The organism is Klebsiella sp. PK01, from assembly GCF_057624675.1.
Genome location: NZ_JBYEZM010000004.1, coordinates 604,671 through 622,256 on the forward strand (window position 1 = coordinate 604,671; position 17,586 = coordinate 622,256).

Here is a 17,586-nt window from a genome sequence, read left to right on the forward strand (position 1 = left end):
AAACCCTGGCGCCGTGGAGCCCGCGGCGGATTGGCCGCGAGAAGTAGGCCTAATTATTATTTTGGTTCAGTACCGAACCATTTTTTGTAAATTTCGTTGTAGGTGCCGTTTTCACGCAGCGTTTTCAGCGCACCGTTCACTTTTTCGCGCAGTTCGTCGCTGCCTTTCGGGAAGGCGATACCGTAGCTTTGCGCTTCCAGCGATTCGCCTACCGCTTTGAACTTGCCCTGACCGGCGGTTTTAATGAAGTACAGGATGTTTGGCGTGTCGTGCAGTACCGCGTCAGCGCGGCCGGTGCCCAGCTCCATATAGGCGTTATCAATGTTCGGGAACTGGCGCAGATCTTTGGTTTTGATGTTGGCTTTCGCATAATCAACGGAGCCGGTGCCGCTCTTCACGGCGACCACTTTGCCGTTCAGATCTTTCACGTCTTTGATGTCATTGTTTTTCGCGTTCACCATCACCAGCAGGCCGCTTTTGTAGTAGCCGTCGGAGAAGTCGATTGCTTTTTTACGCTCGTCGGTGATGGTGATCCCCGCCAGCGCCAGATCGATGTTTTTGGTCTGCAGCGCGGGAATGATGCCGCTGAAGTCCATTGGTTTCAGGGTGTAGTCCAGTTTCAGCTCTTTGGCGACCGCGGCCCACAGGTCAATATCGAAGCCGACGTATTTATCACCTTGCTTAAATTCAAACGGAACAAACGCCGTATCGGTGGCGACTACCAGTTTTTTATCTGCGGCGTGAGACGAAACCGCAAAAGCCAGGGTCAGTGCAGCCAGTGACACTTTTAATACAGACTTCATAGTATTTCCTTTTTTATCCACGGGACGAGCCCCTGCGAGAACGTGTAGCCTAATGAAAAAATCGTGCCAGTTTTACAAGCCATTGTTTTTCAACAGGAGCTTTCATATCGTTTGCACAATTTCGGTTATCCGATAAAGCAAATGCACCGTAACAGGGCGTCATTTTGGTGCAATATAAACGTAGCGAATAACCAGAGCATTTTTAACGCAAACCCTGATGGGAAAACAATCTTGCTGTAACGATTGTGTGAGGTGATTATTACAATTGTTTTACTTTAGTACGTATTGTGTACAAGCGCCTGCACCAAAAGAGGGCGAGCTAAGCGATTACGGGGGGAAGAGTGGGAGAAATGAAAAATGCCGCCAGCGGGCGCTGACGGCTGCGGACATTTATTCGATATTCGCTTCGATGAACCACAGGAATTTATCCAGGTCACGGGAAGCCGCGGTAAAGATATCGGCGGTGTCTTCATCCTTCGCTTCGCTGATCGCTTTACGCACATCATTGGCCACGATGGCATAACGGTCGGCCAGTTCTTTCAGATGTTCCTGAACGGTGTGAATATCCAGCGGGTAGCTTTTCAGCGGGCTTTTGCTGTTGATGACCTGAGTGGTGCCCAGAGCGACGCCGCCCAGTTGAACGGCACGTTCAGCCATCGTATCAAGGTGATCGGTGAGCGCAGTGCGGAAACCATCCAGCATTTCATGAACGGCAATAAAGTTGGCACCGCGCATATTCCAGTGGGCCTGCTTGGTAATCAGCGACAGGTCGATGAACTGGATCACCTGGCGATTCAGCAGCTCAACGGTAGCTTTCTTCTCGTTGTCTGCGACATCGTTACGGGTATAGAGCAGGTTAGACGCTTTAGTTTTAACCAGTTTTGCGGTACTCATAGTTTCATATCCTCTTGATATTGATACTCGTCATACTTCAAATTTGAATTATGTAGAGCGTTTGTCCCAAATGACTTCGGGACTAATTATAGCAAGGGATATTGGATATGAGGCATCGGCTGTCCATATCAGTCCGATAGCGCAGAGTTGTTGGCTATTTAAAAAGATTTATAAAATCAGATAATTAAAAGTAAATAGCTGGCTCGCTATGAACGCGAGCCAGTGCGGTAACAAAATCTTAATTTATATCGACTTTCTCGATTTTGCTTTGCCGCTGCATGGTCAGCGTCGAACCCATTGAGGCGATGATAATCGCCCCTAACGCCAGAGTTTGCGTCAGGGTCAGCGTCTCGCCGAGGAACACCATTCCCGACAGCGCCGCCAGCGCCGGCTCCATGCTCATCAGCGTGCCGAAGGTGCGGGTGGGCATCCGCGTCAGGGCGATCATTTCCAGCGAGTAGGGCAGGGCGGTGGAGAGAATGGCGATGCCAAGCCCCAGCGGCAGCAGCGACCATTGCAGCAGCGTATCGCTGGCCTGGACGATACCGATGGGAACAAAAATCACCGCCGCGATGAGCGAGCCCATGGCCACCGTCGCCGGGCCGTGTTCTTCACCCGCGCGCTGGCCGGTAAGAATATAGACCGCCCAGAATGCGCCGGCGCCGAGCGCGAACAGCGCGCCGACTAAATCCACTTCCCCTACGTTTTGCCCAAGCGGCAGCAGGAACCACAGCCCGAGCACCGCCAGCGCCACCCAGACGAAATCAAGCGGGCGGCGTGAACCGAAGAGCGCCACCGCCAGCGGCCCGGTGAACTCCAGCGCGACCGCGACGCCGAGCGGGATCCGCTGCAGCGATAAATAGAAGAGATAGTTCATCGCCCCTAGCGCCACGCCGTAAAAGAACAGCGGCAGCCGCTGCTGCGGGGCAAAACGTAGTCGCCACGGCTTAAAAATAACGACTAAAATTAAAGTGCCGAGCGTCAGGCGCAAAGCGGTGACGCCCGGTGCGCCAATCAACGGGAAGAGCGATTTCGCCAGCGATGCGCCGCTCTGAATCGAGACCATGGCGATCAAAATAACCAGTATCGGCAACCACGCCGGAACTTTACGGGACGAGCCGGGCATCCTTTCTCCTGTCAGGGTTTGTCAAAAGAGGTAAAGGTTCCAGTGTACTGGAATAACCGCTTAACGGTTTAGCGATTGTTGAAAAAAGAGGGTGGAAAAACAGTACAATGGCGTAAAATACGTAGGGGAATGCCTTCACGGCTAAGAATAATCTGGATGCGCAGCGTTTGCTGCTGGCAATCGTTAAGCACTTTTTGCGCGAAAAGTGTTTGATTTCCAGATTGTTACGAAATCGTGGAAACTTTTGCTTACATGAAAAAGTATGTTAGACAATGTAAAGTCAAAAGAGTTTCCCAAAAGTTTTTGATATATTTAAGACTTAGGACTTATTAGAAACACATTTGAGGTGGTTATGAATAAAATTGCACGTCTTTCAGCACTGGCCGTTGTTCTGGCTGCATCCGTAGGTACTACTGCTTTCGCTGCAACTTCTACCGTTACCGGTGGTTACGCTCAGAGCGACATGCAGGGTAAAGCCAACAAAGCAGGCGGTTTCAACCTTAAGTACCGTTACGAGCAAGATAACAACCCGCTGGGCGTTATCGGTTCCTTCACCTACACCGAAAAAGACAACACCAGCAACGGTACTTACAACAAAGGTCAGTACTACGGCATCACCGCTGGTCCGGCTTACCGTCTGAACGACTGGGCGAGCATCTACGGCGTAATCGGTGTTGGCTACGGTAAATTCCAGAACAACAACTTCCCGAACCAGAAATCCGACATGAGCGACTACGGTTTCTCTTACGGCGCTGGTATGCAGTTCAACCCGATCGAAAACGTTGCCCTGGACTTCTCCTACGAGCAGTCTCGTATTCGTAACGTTGACGTCGGCACCTGGATTGCCGGTGTAGGTTACCGCTTCTAATCACTTCGGTGATATAAAAAATCCGCCTCAAGGGGCGGATTTTTTTTGCCTGTGATTCGGCAATACCGTTTAGTTGACGGTAAACTCGTCGCTGCCCAGATGGTTGTAGTCCACCTTCTGTAACTGGAAATTGGTGATATACACCGGTCCGGCTTTCTGTTCCGAGATAAAGCGATAGCGCGGGGTAATTTCCTGCGCGCTGATCCCGGTCCACTGCGCGAAGAAGCTGAGAAAATCATTCGCCGAGCGGCGGGCTTTAATCATCTTATGCGCTTTATCGTCGCTGGAGAGCACCATAAACGGCACCTGGAAGTTCTGCTGATATTTGTCATCATGGGCGAGATATTGCACCGCTTTACCGCGCTCTTTAAACGCCAGACCGTGATCGGAAAAATAGGTGAGCGAGAAAGTGCTGCCGGAATTCTGCAGCTGACCGTAGAGCTTCGCCAACAGCGCGTCGGTTTGCGTCACGCTGTAGAGATAGCATGAGGTCTCCTTTGACTGCACAAAGGTGGTGTATTTGCCTTTGGTACGATCGCAGGCCTGCGGGTGCGAGCCCATGATATGCAATACGATCAGCTGCGGCTGGCTGCGCTCGACTGATAAGACTTGCTCGGTCAGTTTCAGCAGTTGCTCATCCTGAGTATTTTTATTGGCTTCAAAATCACCGTTTTTCAGGAACTGCACCTCATCGGCACGTTTGGCGATGCTGGCGATAGCGGTGTCGTATTCACCAATTTGTCCCTGATTGGAGAACCACCAGGTCTGGAAGCCCGCGCGGTTGGCGAGGGTGACGAAGTTGTCCTGATACTGGGGTTTACCGTCAACCACCCGGTTGAGGGTCAGGCCAAGCGATTTCTGCGTGGAGCCGCTGGCGGCCACGTAGTTTTTAAACAGATAGCCGTTGACCGAGCTGGCGAACGGCGTGTTGTCCCAGTGGCCACCGAAAGCGCCAAGCGCATCGCGGCGTGCGCTCTCGCCAATCACCACGACATAAAGATGGTACTTCGGCTTCACCGCCAGCACGTGCCAGCTATCTTTCATGTTAGCCAACTGCGCCATCCGCGCCTGTTCATCCAGCACTTCGTTGTTATTAACGATCACGTCTTTTACGAAGCGCACGGCGGGATAACCGCTATCAATGACTTTAAAGACGCCGCCCCAGGCCAGATTCTGCACAGGCTGCAGGAAAAAGATGCCGATGCTAAACAGCAGTCCCAGATATTCCACTTTGCCAAGGCGCGTGGGCGGCTGCGGTTTGCGCCGTACGGCAATGACGCCGAGAGCGAAGATGAATACCGCCAGCAAATAGTTGTACCACGGGAAAATAGTGAGAATTTCCGTCGACTCTTCAACATTCGTGGCGTGCAGCGCCAGCAGCGTATTGAAGTTTGGCGCGCCGTAAGCCTGGCCGAAGGGATAGTACATCGCGGCCAGCAGGGAATAGAGGCCAACTACCCCTTTTTGAACGCGCGGGAAGGTGCGCCAAAGCAGATGGAGTACGCAGGTAAACGCAACGGTATAGAGCAAGCTAAATTCATACCCAAGCGCCAGATTAATCAACAGCGACTGTAAAAAGTAGAATCCTGTCCACGGGTTCAGGGCCAGTCTGCGGGCGGCCAGCGTTTCTTTCAGAGTGACATTCATAATTCGTAATCAACAAGACGCCATGTTCGTCCCCTGGCATCAAGGGGGTAAAACCTGCTGGACAGTGCGTGAAGAGGGTCTCTGCGAGCCGCAGTAGTGGCAGGGCTGACAAACGATAGGGCCTGCGAATGGTAAGGTCAACTGTTCATAACAGATTGTTTTGCGAGAAAGCTTACAAAACTTGAAAAAAGCGCTGAAAGACGAGGTAACCAGATAGGTTAGCGGGGAAAGATGACAAAAAAATGAAGCGGCGTACCGCGACGCCGCGTTAATGTTTAGGTTTGTCCTGCTGCGGTTTGCCGTTGATCATGTCGCACAGCATGCCGATCAGCATTAAGCGTACTTTGAAGGGTGAATGGCTAAACACGTTTAAGCACCTCTTGAATTCGTTCATGGTTATTCCTCCTGCCTTTTCGCGCCGTCAAATCCGTGATGGCTGTTTGCATTACATACAGATATAGCACAGGCTATATTTTATAGCTATGGCTAAAACGTTAATTTTTTGTGCTATGAGCGCAATCCATTACAATGTGGATCCTTTTATATGATGCTTGATGCGTCACACCAACGAGGAAGCACAATGAACCGTCGCGCAGGTAAGCCCATAACTAAAAAAGTGACGCAGCTGGTTAATGTCGAAGAACACGTAGAGGGGTTCCGTCAGGTGCGCGAAGCGCATCGCCGCGAGCTGATTGATGACTATGTGGAGCTGATTTCCGATCTGATTAACGAAGTGGGCGAGGCGCGCCAGGTGGATATGGCTGCGCGTCTTGGCGTTTCGCAGCCGACGGTGGCGAAAATGCTTAAACGTCTGGCGAGCGTCGGCTTGATCGAACAGATCCCCTGGCGCGGGATCTTCTTAACCCCGGAGGGGGAGAAGCTGGCCCATGAAAGCCGAGAGCGTCATCAGATTGTGGAAAACTTTCTGCTGGCGATTGGCGTGAGTCCGGAGATTGCCCGCCGCGATGCGGAAGGAATGGAACACCACGTTAGCGAAGAAACGCTGGCGCAATTCAAGCTGTTTACCCAGAGATTACACGCAGAATGAATCTCCCTTTTGTGCAGTCGCTTGCCCGTGACCGTTTCCTGCATCTTTTGTTACTTATCGCCGTTATCCTCAGCCTGTTCGTTCCTTTCGCGCCTCAGCGCTGGGGACAGGCTATCGACTGGCACACTATTATTACTCTCAGCGGGCTAATGCTGCTGACCAAAGGGATTGAACTGAGCGGCTATTTTGATGTGCTGGGGCGCAAAATGGCGCGCCGTTTCGTCACCGAACGCCAGCTGGCCATCTTTATGGTGCTGGCTGCCGCGCTACTTTCCACCTTTCTGACCAACGACGTCGCCCTGTTCATTGTCGTTCCGCTCACCTTGACGCTAAAAAAATGGTGCGCCATCCCGGTCAACCGGCTGATAATTTTTGAAGCGCTGGCGGTTAACGCCGGCTCTTTATTAACACCCATCGGCAATCCGCAGAATATCTTACTGTGGGGGCGCTCCGGGCTGTCTTTCCTCGCTTTTATCGGCCAGATGCTGCCGCTGGCGGCGGCGATGATGCTTACCCTGCTGGTGCTATGCTGGTGCTGTTTCCCCGCCGCGCGGCTCAATTATCAAAGTAGCGACAAAGCGCCGGAGTGGCGGCCGAAGCTGGTGTGGAGCTGTCTTGCTTTCTACCTTGTCTTTCTGGCGGCGCTGGAGATGAAACAGGAGCTGTGGGGGCTGGCGCTCATTGCCGTCGGATTCCTGTTGCTGGCGCGAGCGGTGATTATCAACGTCGATTGGTCGCTGCTGCTGGTGTTTATGGCGATGTTTATCGACGTTCACCTGCTGACGCAGCTGCCGGTGCTGCAGCAGTGGCTGAACGGCGTCGGCCAGCTCTCTCCCGGCGGGCTGTGGCTGACGGCAATCGGACTGTCGCAGTTTATCAGCAACGTGCCGTCGACTATTTTGCTGCTCAACTACGTGCCGCCAACGATGTTATTAGCCTGGGCGGTGAACGTCGGCGGCTTTGGCCTGCTGCCCGGATCGCTGGCGAATCTGATTGCGCTGCGGATGGCCGGCGACCGCCGGATCTGGTGGCGCTTTCATCTTTATTCCATTCCGCTGCTGATCTGGGCGGCGCTCACCGGTTACGCCTTGCTCGCGCTGTGGCGCTGATTTTCAGAGGATTGGGCAAGAAACGGGCAGGAACACCCCATTCGCGATGACGACGCTCGGGCTATAACTATCTGGCTGACGTTAATCATCCGAATGAGGACACTGCTATGCGTTATCAAAAACTGGGAAATACCGGCCTGTTTGTCTCTGAGCTGTGCCTTGGCACCATGACCTTCGGCGGCGAAGAGGGGATGTGGGGAAAAATCGGCCAGTTGCGCCAGGCGGAAGCCGAACAGCTGGTGGGGAGCGCGCTGGATGCGGGCATCAACTTCATCGATACCGCCAACGTCTATTCAGAAGGACGCTCGGAGGAGATCACCGGCCAGGCGTTAAAGAACCTGAAGATACCGCGTGAAAACGTGGTGGTGGCGACTAAAGTGTTCGGCGAAACCGGCACCGCCGGGGTGAACTCGCGCGGCAGCTCCCGCTATCACATCATGGGCAGCGTGAAAGAGAGCCTGCGCCGCCTGCAGCTCGATCATATCGATCTCTACCAATTGCACGGCTTCGATCCGGCGACGCCTATCGAAGAGACGCTGTCGGCGCTGGATACCCTGGTGCAGCAGGGGCACGTGCGCTACATCGGCGTTTCTAACTGGGCGGCCTGGCAAATCGCCAAAGCGCTGGGCATCGCGGAACGCCTTGGGCTCTCGCGCTTTGCTTCTCTGCAGGCTTACTACACGATTGCCGGGCGTGACCTGGAGCGCGAACTGGTGCCGATGATGCAAAGCGAAGGTCTCGGCCTGATGGTCTGGAGCCCGCTGGCGGGCGGTCTGCTGAGCGGTAAATATCGCCGCGATGGACAGGCGGAAGCGGGCGGTCGTCGCCTGGAGTTTGACTTCCCGCCGGTGAATAAAAATCGCGCCTTTGACTGCATTGACGTCATGCAGGTGATAGCCGAAGCGAAAGGGGTCTCGGTGGCGCAGATTGCGCTGGCGTGGCTGCTGCATCAGCCGGCGGTTACCAGCGTTATTATTGGCGCCAAACGGGCCGAACAGTTGCAGGATAATATTGCGGCCACCGCTATTCGCCTGAGTGAAGATGAGTTACGCCAGCTTGACGCGGTCAGCGCGCTGCCGCGCGAGTATCCGGGTTGGATGCTGGAGCGCCAGGGGGAATATCGCCATAAGCAGCTTGACGCGCAGTAACGCCGTTTTTTCCGTGCTTATAAAGATCGCCGCTTGCGGCGATCTTTTTTGTTTGTATGGCTCACAGAAAACGATCCTGCTTTTGCTTCGGCGGTGGTTTTTCTGTATATGACTAGTCATAACTTTTAAATGACTAGTCATATACAGAGGCGAACCATGAAAGACAAACTACCGGCCGATTTTTTATGGGGCAATTCGGTCTCCAGCATGCAGACCGAAGGAGCGTGGAATGAGGGGGGGAAAGGGATGTCGGTGTACGATATCCGTGAACCCTCGGAGTTCGCCTCGGACTGGAAGGTGGCGACCGACTCTTACCATCGCTTCCGCGAAGATTTCGATTTAATGCAGGATCTGGGCATGAACTGCTATCGCTTCCAGATAGCCTGGAGCCGCGTCTGCCCGCAGGGAGATGGCGAGTTCAATGAAGAGGGGATTGCGTTCTACCATCAGTTTATTGATGAGCTCATTGCCCGCGGTATTGAACCAATGATCTGCCTCTATCACTTCGATATGCCCTTGTCGCTGGCGGAGCGCTACAACGGTTTTACCGACCGCCGGGTAAAGGACGCCTTTATCCGCTATGGCCAGAAGATGATCGACTGCTACGGCGATAAGGTGAAGTACTGGCTGACCTTCAACGAACAGAATCTTTACCATTCGCCGGAGGCTTTTCTGATCACCGGCTATCTGCGTGGCGATAAAACGCTGCGCGAGCTTTACCAAATTCAGCACCACGTGATGATGGCCCACGTCCATCTCACCGACTATCTCCATCAGGCCAAACCGCAGTGTCTGATGGGCGGAATGCTGGCCCATGCGCTGGTCTATCCGGCGACCTGTAAGCCGCGCGATATTCTGTGCGCCCAGCAACTGGACGAGTTTTTAAACCAGAACCTGCTGCGCGCCTACGCGGGCGAGGGTTATAGCCCGGAAGTGATGCATTTTGTCGCCCGTGAAGGCTTTGACGATATCTATCGCCCTGAAGATATCGCGTTGATGGCGAGGGTGAAGGTCGACTATCTGGCATTCAGCTACTACGCCAGCCGTACGCTCAATAGCGACGCGATTCCGCCAGGTACGGCGGTGAACAACTATATGTTGTTCGGTAATCAGGACAATCCGTACCTGAAAGCGACGGAATGGAACTGGCAGATCGATCCGCTGGGATTCCGCACGATCATTACCCGCTATTACAACGACTGGCGGCTGCCGGTCTTCCCAATTGAAAACGGGATTGGGGTGATCGAATCCTGGGACGGCGAAAATCAGGTCGCCGATGATTACCGCATTGCCTACCACCGTGACCACATTAACGCCATGAAAGCGGCAATGTTTGAGGACGGGGCGCAGGTGATAGGCTATCTCGGCTGGGGATTAATCGATATCCTTAGCTCGCAGGGCGACATGCGTAAACGCTACGGCGTGGTGTACGTCAATCGTGAAAACCACGATCTTAAGGATCTCAAGCGGGTACCTAAGAAAAGCTACGCGTGGCTGAAGCGGGTTATCCACAGTAATGGCGAAGAGATGTAACGGCGAGCGGGCGGTGTATGCCGCCCGCCAGCCATTCACAAAATGTTAAAGGATCGGAGAATGACGGCGAAGTATCTTAATATCGCGCGGGAAATAAAAAAGCGGATCATTAGCCAGCAGTATCCTGCCAGCGCGCCGTTACCCGACCAGTTTGCGCTGGCGGCAGAGTTCAATACCAGCCGGATGACCATCCAGCAGGCAATGCGTCAGCTGATTGTCGAGGGTCTTATCTACACCCGCAAAGGTCAGGGTACCTTTGTACGGAAAAATTTCCTCCAGCTATCGCAGTGGGAACTGCCCGGCAGCGACTATTTTGGCGCCACTAAAACCTGGGAGCATCTTGGCGAGGTGCAAAGCGAAGTGCTGCGCTTTGAGCTGCGTTTTCCCAGCGAGAAGGAGCAAAGTTCGCTGCTGATCGACGCCGATGCGCCGGTGTATGACTTCGTCCGCCTGCGGTTGCTTAACGGCGAGCCGGTCTCGCTGGATCTTACGGTAATGCCGGTGGCGCTGGTGCCGGGGCTCAATAAAAGCCATCTGCAGAGTTCGGTGTTTCGTTACGTGCAGGAGACGCTGGGGCTGAAGCTGATGGGGTCTTATCGGGTGGTGCGGGCGAAGAAGCCGGATGATCTGGATAAATTACATCTTAACTGCGAGCCGACCGATCCGGTGCTGGAGGTTGAGCAGGTGATTTATCTGGAAGATGGTACGCCGCTGGAGTACGCGCACTGCCACTACCGCTACGATCATGGCGGGGTCATTCTGGTCAATAACGGCTAGCGGGAAGATTTGCCCTGCTGGCGCTGCGAGCAGATAAAAAAACGGCGGGCACCTGGCCCGCCGTTTTCATGTGCTAGCTGAAATTAGTTCAGGCGCACCGGCATCCCTGAACGGTTCTGGATCGCCTGATCCATTACGCTCTGGTCAACGTCAGGCTGGCTGGTCACCGACTGCACGGCCTGAGTCAGGCTGATAGGCACGATTTCGCCGCCTTTGAACTGCGCTTCGGTGGTCGACAGCGGGTTGTGTACTTCGACGTAGCGGCTGCCATCCGGTTCGGTAGTGGCTTTCACCGGCTCATCGATAAACTGCACGCGGGTGCCGACCGGCACGTTCTCAAACAGGAATTTGATGTCTTCGTTACGCAGACGCACGCAGCCGTGGCTCACGCGCAGGCCGATACCAAAGTTGGCGTTGGTACCGTGGATAGCGTACAGACGACCGATATACAGCGCGTACAGGCCCATCGGGTTATCCGGGCCTGCTGGCACGACTGCCGGCAGCGGGTTGCCTTCCGCGGCGTATTCGGCGTGCATTTTCGCCGTCGGGGTCCAGGTCGGGCCCGCTTTCTTACGTTCAACTTTGGTCGTCCAGTTGATCGGCGTATCTTTGCCCAACTGGCCGATACCGATCGGCAGTACGATCACGGTATTGGTGCCTTTCGGGTAGTAGTACAGACGCATCTCGGCGCTGTTGATGACGATACCTTCATGCACGGTGTCCGGCAGAATCAGCTGTTGCGGAATATTCAGCACGGTGCCGCCTTTCGGCAGGTAGGTATCCACGCCCGGGTTCGCTTCCAGCATGTTGGACAGACCCATCTGGTATTTGGCAGCGAAATATTCCAACGGCTGTTTATTATCGTCTGGAATAGTAATGACCTGGTTCTGGCCAATCAGACGGCTGCCGTCGGTCGGCAGAGGATAGGTAACAGCTGAAGCTGTGTTGCAAAAGCCCACGATGGCGAAGGCTGCCGCTAAGAGTGTCGATAATTTCATATTCTTCATGTCGTGCGCGGTGTCAACGCCACACGGGCCTTGTTAGATATTCAGATAGTAGATGGGAGCGCATTATATGTGCTTTCCGATAAACAGGTAAATCAGATGTGTACGAAATCACAATTTTTTCCTGTTGCTACTAGTGTAGTGCGCAACGCGCCGCTTTCACGGCGAATTGTCTGGTTATCGAAACGTGGATTAATCTTCCAGCAGCCGCGACTGTAACGCTTCGCGCGCCTGCGGCGTCAGGCGATATTCCTGCTCCAGCCAGCGGTCGACATGACCGTAACGTTGTTCAATGCTGGACAACGCGGTCGCCAGATACGACTCCTGGACGGTCATGATGGCGGCGAGATTTTTACGTCCGTTATCATTAAGGCCTTCGCCGAAGGTGTCGAGCAGGAATCCTTCGACCTGCGCCAGCATCCCCTGGGTCAGCAGATACTCTTCCATGACCGTATTGCTATCGCAGCCGAGCGCGAACAACGTTAGGGCGCAGCCGACGCCGGTACGGTCTTTACCAACCGCGCAGTGCTGCAGTAGCGCGCCGTCGAAAGGTTCCATCAACCACTGAGTCAACTGGCGATAGGCGGCGTTATCAAACGGCAACTGACGGTAGAGCTGTAGCATAAACTGCTCGCCGTCCATGGTGTTGAGGGTCGCGGCGTTAAACTCGGTGACTTTCGCATTGACGCTGCTGGAAAGCGGATTGGCCGGAGCGTTGAGGTAGAAGGCCTCGCTATTTAGCCGGTCAGGGCTGCGATTGACCTCTGTCGGATCGCGATAATCCAGCACCCGGCTCAGCGGAATAGCGCTGAGATGATTGAGATCCTCCGGCGTCATGTTGTGCAGCGAACCCGAGCGCAGCAGTTTGCCAGAACGTACGCGCCGGCCATCGGCCGCGCGTTGACCGCCGAGGTCGCGAAAGTTGATGCCGCCTTGAAGCGAGATAAATGCAGGATGGCTGGTGCGGGTGGTCATAAATTCCCTCTGAATTGCGGATAATTATTATGTCTTAGCAATCGGTCATTTTGCGGTAAAACCCTGACCATAGCATAGTTATTGGCGGGCTTTTTACCGCAGTCCGTGAAAAGTGAACCATTTGCTGGCATAATGTCTGGTTCATCACATCCCTAATTCTCTATTTTCAGGATATCCTCGTGCTAGTATCCAGCAACGTCACCATGCAGTTTGGCAGTAAGCCGCTGTTTGAAAACATCTCCGTCAAATTTGGCGGCGGCAACCGCTACGGCCTGATTGGCGCCAACGGCAGCGGCAAATCCACGTTTATGAAGATCCTCGGCGGCGATCTTGAGCCGACGCTGGGCAACGTGTCTCTCGACCCGAACGAGCGCATCGGTAAGCTGCGCCAGGATCAGTTCGCCTTCGAAGAGTTCACCGTGCTGGATACGGTTATCATGGGCCACGGCGAGCTGTGGGAAGTGAAGCAAGAGCGCGATCGCATCTACGCGCTGCCGGAAATGAGCGAGGAAGACGGCTATAAAGTGGCCGACCTGGAAGTAAAATACGGCGAGATGGACGGTTACTCCGCCGAAGCGCGCGCCGGCGAACTGCTGCTCGGCGTCGGTATTCCGGTGGAGCAACATTACGGCCCGATGAGCGAAGTCGCGCCGGGCTGGAAATTGCGTGTCCTGCTGGCGCAGGCGCTGTTCTCCAATCCGGATATCCTGCTGCTCGATGAACCGACGAACAACCTCGACATCGATACTATTCGCTGGCTGGAGCAGGTGCTGAACGAACGTGACAGCACCATGATCATCATTTCGCACGACCGTCACTTCCTGAACATGGTCTGCACCCATATGGCGGATCTCGATTACGGCGAACTGCGCGTGTATCCGGGCAACTATGACGAATATATGACTGCGGCGACCCAGGCGCGTGAGCGTCTGCTGGCCGATAACGCCAAGAAGAAAGCGCAAATTGCCGACCTGCAGGCCTTTGTTAGCCGCTTTAGCGCCAACGCTTCAAAATCGCGTCAGGCGACCTCTCGCGCTCGTCAGATTGATAAAATTAAGCTGGATGAAGTGAAAGCCTCCAGCCGTCAGAACCCGTTCATTCGCTTCGAACAGGATAAGAAACTGTTCCGTAACGCGCTGGAAGTGGAAGCGCTGGCGAAAGGTTTTGATAACGGCCCGCTGTTCAAAGGGGTTAATCTGCTGCTGGAAGTCGGCGAAAAGCTGGCGGTACTGGGGACCAACGGCGTCGGTAAATCAACGATGCTGAAAACGCTGGTTGGCGAACTGGAAGCGGACAACGGTACCGTTAAGTGGTCCGAAAACGCCCGTATCGGCTACTACGCGCAGGATCATGCCGAAGATTTCGAGAATGACCTGACGGTCTTTGACTGGATGAGCCAGTGGAAACAGGAAGGCGATGACGAGCAGGCGGTACGCAGTATCCTCGGTCGTCTGCTGTTTAGCCAGGACGATATCAAAAAGCCGGCGAAAGTCCTCTCCGGTGGCGAGAAAGGTCGCATGCTGTTCGGTAAGCTGATGATGCAGAAACCGAACATCCTGGTGATGGATGAACCGACTAACCACCTGGATATGGAATCGATCGAATCGCTGAACATGGCGCTGGAAATGTATCAGGGCACCCTGATTTTCGTTTCTCACGACCGTGAGTTCGTTAGCTCGCTGGCGACTCGCGTACTGGAGATCACCCCAGAACGCGTAATCGATTTCAGCGGCAACTACGAAGATTACCTGCGCAGTAAAGGTATCGAGTAATCCCTCTCCGTTACCCGGGTAGCGGCTGCGCCTTACCCGGGTAATACGAGGTGCCGTTTTTTGTCGGGTGGCGGCTAACGCCTTACCCGACCTACGGTCCTTGCCATTGTGAGCTTAAGGTCTCTATCTTGTACCCATGGCTTCTGAAACTGTCCGTTATCGGGGCGACCAAACCGCACAGTGTTGTTTGCGCCGGATGGCGGCTGCGCCTTATCCGGCCTACGGTCCGTGCCATTGTAAGCTTAAGGTCTCTATCTTGTACCCATGGCTTCTGAAACTGTCCGTTACCGGGGCGACCAAACCGCACAGTGTTGTTTGCGCCGGATGGCGGCTGCGCCTTATCCGGCCTACGGTCCGTGCCATTGTGTGCTTAAGATCTCTATCTTGTACCCATGGCTTCTGAAACTGTCCGTTACCGGGGCGACCAAACCGCACAGTGTTGTAGCCCCGGTAAGCGGTAGCGCCACCGGGGATTTCGAGGTCACCAATACCGGCGGTTTCAGCGGGCCTTGGTCAGAGCATCCACTCCGTTCCTTCGACGCCATTCACCAGCAGTTGCCGTTTTTCTCCCGCCGGTAATGACAGCTTCAGCGCTTTCCAAGCCGGGCGATAGTTGCCGCGAGCATTGATATTCAGGTTTATGCTGTTGGCGCTGCAGGTCATTTCCCACTCCAGCCATAGCGCATCCCCCTCTTTATAGCCCCAGCTTTCGCCGTCGTCTTCAAACAACAGACCGCGGGTTGAGCCGGTACCTTTCAGCGGGAACAACTGCAGTTCGCGACGATCGTCTTTTTGCGCATCGACGTGGCTGATACGTTCACTGAGCGGCAGACCGGCGCCGGCGCGGACCAGCAGCGGCAGTTTTTCCAGCGGCGCGTCCAGCGTTACCCACTGACCGCCGGCAAACCACTGGTGGCTGTAAAAATCGTACCAGCCGTCCTGATTATCGGGCAGCCACAGCTGGCGCTGACGGGCGCCGGGCTCGACCACGCTTGCTACCAGCAGATCGCGCCCCAGCATGAAGTCATCACACTCGGCGAAGGTCTGGGTATCGTGCTGGTGATCGAGGAAGGTCGGGCGCAGCATGGGTTCGTCATCGGCATGCGCCTGCCATAACAGGGTGTACAAATAGGGCAGCAGACGGTAGCGCAGCTCGATGGCTGAGCGGATCGCCGGGGTGATTTCCGGGTACATCCAGGGTTCATTGACCGTCTGATCGTCATTCCACGAGTGAATGGTAAAGCGCGGATGCATCACGCCGTTTTGCACCCAGCGAACGAACAGTTCTGGCTCGGGTTTATCGCCGGAGAAACCGCCGACGTCATGGCCGACGTTAAACAACCCGGAGAGACTCATCCCTAATCCCATTCGGGTGTTATAGCGCAGCGTATCCCAGTTGGTGCGGTTGTCGCCGCTCCAGGTCTGTACGTAGCGCTGCATCCCGGCGCAGCCGGAGCGGGAGATCAGATACGGGCGCTTTTGCGGCGCAAAGCGCTGCTGCGCTTCCAGCGAGGCGCGCATCATCAATAGCGGCATCACCGGACGAATATGCTTAATGGCGATTTCGCGGCCAAAGCCGTAGCAGCGGGCTTCGCCGTCCCATACCTCATATTCGTTGTTATCGTTCCAGGTCGAATCGATACCCATCTCCAGTAGCTGGGTGGTTACGCCTTCCTGCCACCAGGCCACGGTGTGCGGGTTGGTGAAGTCGAGATGCGAACCTTCATCGTCCCAGAAGCTGGAGCGCTCCGGCGCATCGGTTTGCGAATCGCGAATAAACAGGCCGCGTTCCGCCACTTCGCCATAGCGCGGGTGATCCTGCAGCAGGCACGGTTTGATATTGGCAGCCAGTTTCAGCCCGGCATCGTGGAACGACCGGCTCATCACTTTTGGCTGCGGCACCTTGTCGTAGTTCCAGTTAAAGACGTAGCGCTTGCCGTTGATTGAGGTATAGCCGGAAGAGAGCTGGAACGAATCACAGGGGATCGCGTGCTGCTCGCACAGGCGGATAAAATTCATCAGCTGATTTTGCGCATCCGGCGCGTCAGTATAGTGCATCGTTGAGCCGCTGTAGCCGAGGCTCCATTTTGGCCCAAAGAGGGTTTTACCGGTCAGACGGACGAACGCCTTGGTCACATCCAGCACTTGCTGACCGGTAAACAGGTAATAATCGATGTCGCCGGCTTCCGCCTGCCAGCGGCGATAGGCGGTGTGGTAGTTGTCGATTTCGTTACCCAGATCCAGCCAGCAGCTGCTCAGGTTGTCATAGAACAGGCCGTAGCTGATATCGCTGCGCTGCGTGATGGTAAACGGAATATGTTTATACAGCGGGTCTGTGCTGACGGCGTTGTAGCCCATAGCATCGAGGTTACGCATTTCGTAGCGCTTACCGTTACGCTGCAGGTCGCCGGCCTTTTCACCCAGACCATAGAAACGCTCATCTTTACGACGGCTGAGATAATGGGCGACGCCATCCCCGTGGGCATTTGCCAGATAGGCGCTGGTTGGGCGGTCATTGGCGAGCGTCCGCCACTCGCCGGCGTCGTCGCGATAGCTCCACTCCAGCCAAAGCGGCTGGTGGACGGTGACGCGCAGCTGGCTGGTGGCGATGGTCAGCGCGTCATCTTCTTTGGTCATCTGCCAGGCCGGGAGGCTAAAACCGCTGAGGTCATCCCGCGCGCGGCCTTCCCACGGCACATCCTGCTGCGGGGCGATACTCCAGGTGCGATCCAGCGCCAGTTGGCCCTGGCGCTTCAGCAGGACGCGGAATAAATTCTCTTCCAGCACGTACAGACACAAAGTGTGCTGACCATCAACGGTCAATTCAACGTGATGCTCCAGCTGTTGGTGCAAACTCCAGTGTTTCAACGTCTTCATATTTT

The 17,586-nt window shown here is 54.8% G+C and carries 15 protein-coding genes; 7 read left to right on the forward strand and 8 right to left on the reverse strand.

Annotated elements, in window-relative coordinates:
- Positions 1-56: 56 nt before the first annotated feature.
- The 3 genes from glnH to rhtA all read right to left on the reverse strand — a co-directional run bounded on the left by glnH (position 57) and on the right by rhtA (position 2,823).
- Positions 57-803, reverse strand: coding sequence for a glutamine ABC transporter substrate-binding protein GlnH (gene glnH, locus AC22LX_RS16145; protein WP_015367580.1), 747 nt, complete (start codon positions 801-803; stop codon positions 57-59).
- A gap of 390 nt (positions 804-1,193) precedes the next feature.
- A complete protein-coding gene (dps, locus tag AC22LX_RS16150; protein ID WP_015367579.1) occupies positions 1,194-1,697 on the reverse strand; it encodes a DNA starvation/stationary phase protection protein Dps in 504 nt (167 codons plus the stop codon).
- A 238-nt stretch (positions 1,698-1,935) separates the two neighbouring features.
- Positions 1,936-2,823, reverse strand: coding sequence for a threonine/homoserine exporter RhtA (rhtA, locus tag AC22LX_RS16155; protein WP_045364611.1), 888 nt, complete (start codon positions 2,821-2,823; stop codon positions 1,936-1,938).
- 352 nt (positions 2,824-3,175) lie between these two features.
- Here rhtA and ompX point away from each other — a divergent pair, with 352 nt between their 5' ends.
- On the forward strand, positions 3,176-3,691 hold the full coding sequence (ompX, locus tag AC22LX_RS16160) for an outer membrane protein OmpX (protein WP_015367577.1): 516 nt from the start codon (positions 3,176-3,178) through the stop codon (positions 3,689-3,691).
- Positions 3,692-3,760: 69 nt separating this feature from the next.
- Here ompX and AC22LX_RS16165 read toward each other — a convergent pair whose 3' ends face one another.
- Both AC22LX_RS16165 and mntS read right to left on the reverse strand, forming a co-directional pair.
- Positions 3,761-5,338: a phosphoethanolamine transferase gene (locus tag AC22LX_RS16165; RefSeq protein ID WP_289577105.1), complete on the reverse strand. Its 1,578-nt coding sequence runs from the start codon at positions 5,336-5,338 to the stop codon at positions 3,761-3,763.
- A gap of 268 nt (positions 5,339-5,606) precedes the next feature.
- Complete coding sequence (mntS, locus tag AC22LX_RS16170; RefSeq protein ID WP_045395034.1) at positions 5,607-5,732, reverse strand: manganase accumulation protein MntS; 126 nt, start codon at positions 5,730-5,732, stop codon at positions 5,607-5,609.
- 186 nt (positions 5,733-5,918) lie between these two features.
- Here mntS and mntR point away from each other — a divergent pair, with 186 nt between their 5' ends.
- The 5 genes from mntR (at position 5,919) to AC22LX_RS16195 (ending at position 10,953) form a co-directional block, all read left to right on the forward strand.
- Positions 5,919-6,386 (forward strand): manganese-binding transcriptional regulator MntR, encoded by a 468-nt coding sequence (gene mntR / locus AC22LX_RS16175; RefSeq protein WP_015367574.1) that lies wholly within the window; start codon positions 5,919-5,921, stop codon positions 6,384-6,386.
- On the forward strand, positions 6,383-7,495 hold the full coding sequence (locus tag AC22LX_RS16180) for an anion transporter (RefSeq protein WP_045395033.1): 1,113 nt from the start codon (positions 6,383-6,385) through the stop codon (positions 7,493-7,495). The genes mntR and AC22LX_RS16180 overlap by 4 nt, the downstream gene beginning before the upstream one ends.
- 107 nt (positions 7,496-7,602) lie before the next feature.
- Entirely contained in the window at positions 7,603-8,643 is a 1,041-nt protein-coding gene (locus AC22LX_RS16185) for an aldo/keto reductase (protein ID WP_487334093.1), read from the forward strand.
- A gap of 156 nt (positions 8,644-8,799) precedes the next feature.
- Positions 8,800-10,176, forward strand: a complete 1,377-nt coding sequence (locus AC22LX_RS16190; RefSeq protein ID WP_047078438.1) for a glycoside hydrolase family 1 protein — start codon at positions 8,800-8,802, stop codon at positions 10,174-10,176.
- 60 nt (positions 10,177-10,236) lie between these two features.
- Positions 10,237-10,953 carry a GntR family transcriptional regulator gene (locus AC22LX_RS16195; protein WP_045395027.1) on the forward strand — a complete coding sequence of 239 codons (717 nt, stop codon included), beginning with the start codon at positions 10,237-10,239 and terminating at the stop codon, positions 10,951-10,953.
- 83 nt (positions 10,954-11,036) lie between these two features.
- Here the strand turns inward: AC22LX_RS16195 and ldtB are convergent, their stop codons facing one another.
- Positions 11,037-11,951 (reverse strand): L,D-transpeptidase, encoded by a 915-nt coding sequence (gene ldtB / locus AC22LX_RS16200; RefSeq protein ID WP_015367569.1) that lies wholly within the window; start codon positions 11,949-11,951, stop codon positions 11,037-11,039.
- 198 nt (positions 11,952-12,149) lie between these two features.
- Positions 12,150-12,932, reverse strand: coding sequence for a tyrosine-protein phosphatase (locus tag AC22LX_RS16205; protein ID WP_047049100.1), 783 nt, complete (start codon positions 12,930-12,932; stop codon positions 12,150-12,152).
- 179 nt (positions 12,933-13,111) lie between these two features.
- On the opposite strand from AC22LX_RS16205, the gene AC22LX_RS16210 reads away from it, so the two are divergent.
- Complete coding sequence (locus AC22LX_RS16210; protein WP_015367567.1) at positions 13,112-14,704, forward strand: ABC-F family ATPase; 1,593 nt, start codon at positions 13,112-13,114, stop codon at positions 14,702-14,704.
- A gap of 513 nt (positions 14,705-15,217) precedes the next feature.
- On the opposite strand, the gene AC22LX_RS16215 is transcribed toward AC22LX_RS16210, so the two are convergent.
- Positions 15,218-17,581 (reverse strand): glycoside hydrolase family 31 protein, encoded by a 2,364-nt coding sequence (locus AC22LX_RS16215; protein ID WP_063447320.1) that lies wholly within the window; start codon positions 17,579-17,581, stop codon positions 15,218-15,220.
- Between the last annotated feature and the right edge of the window lie 5 nt (positions 17,582-17,586).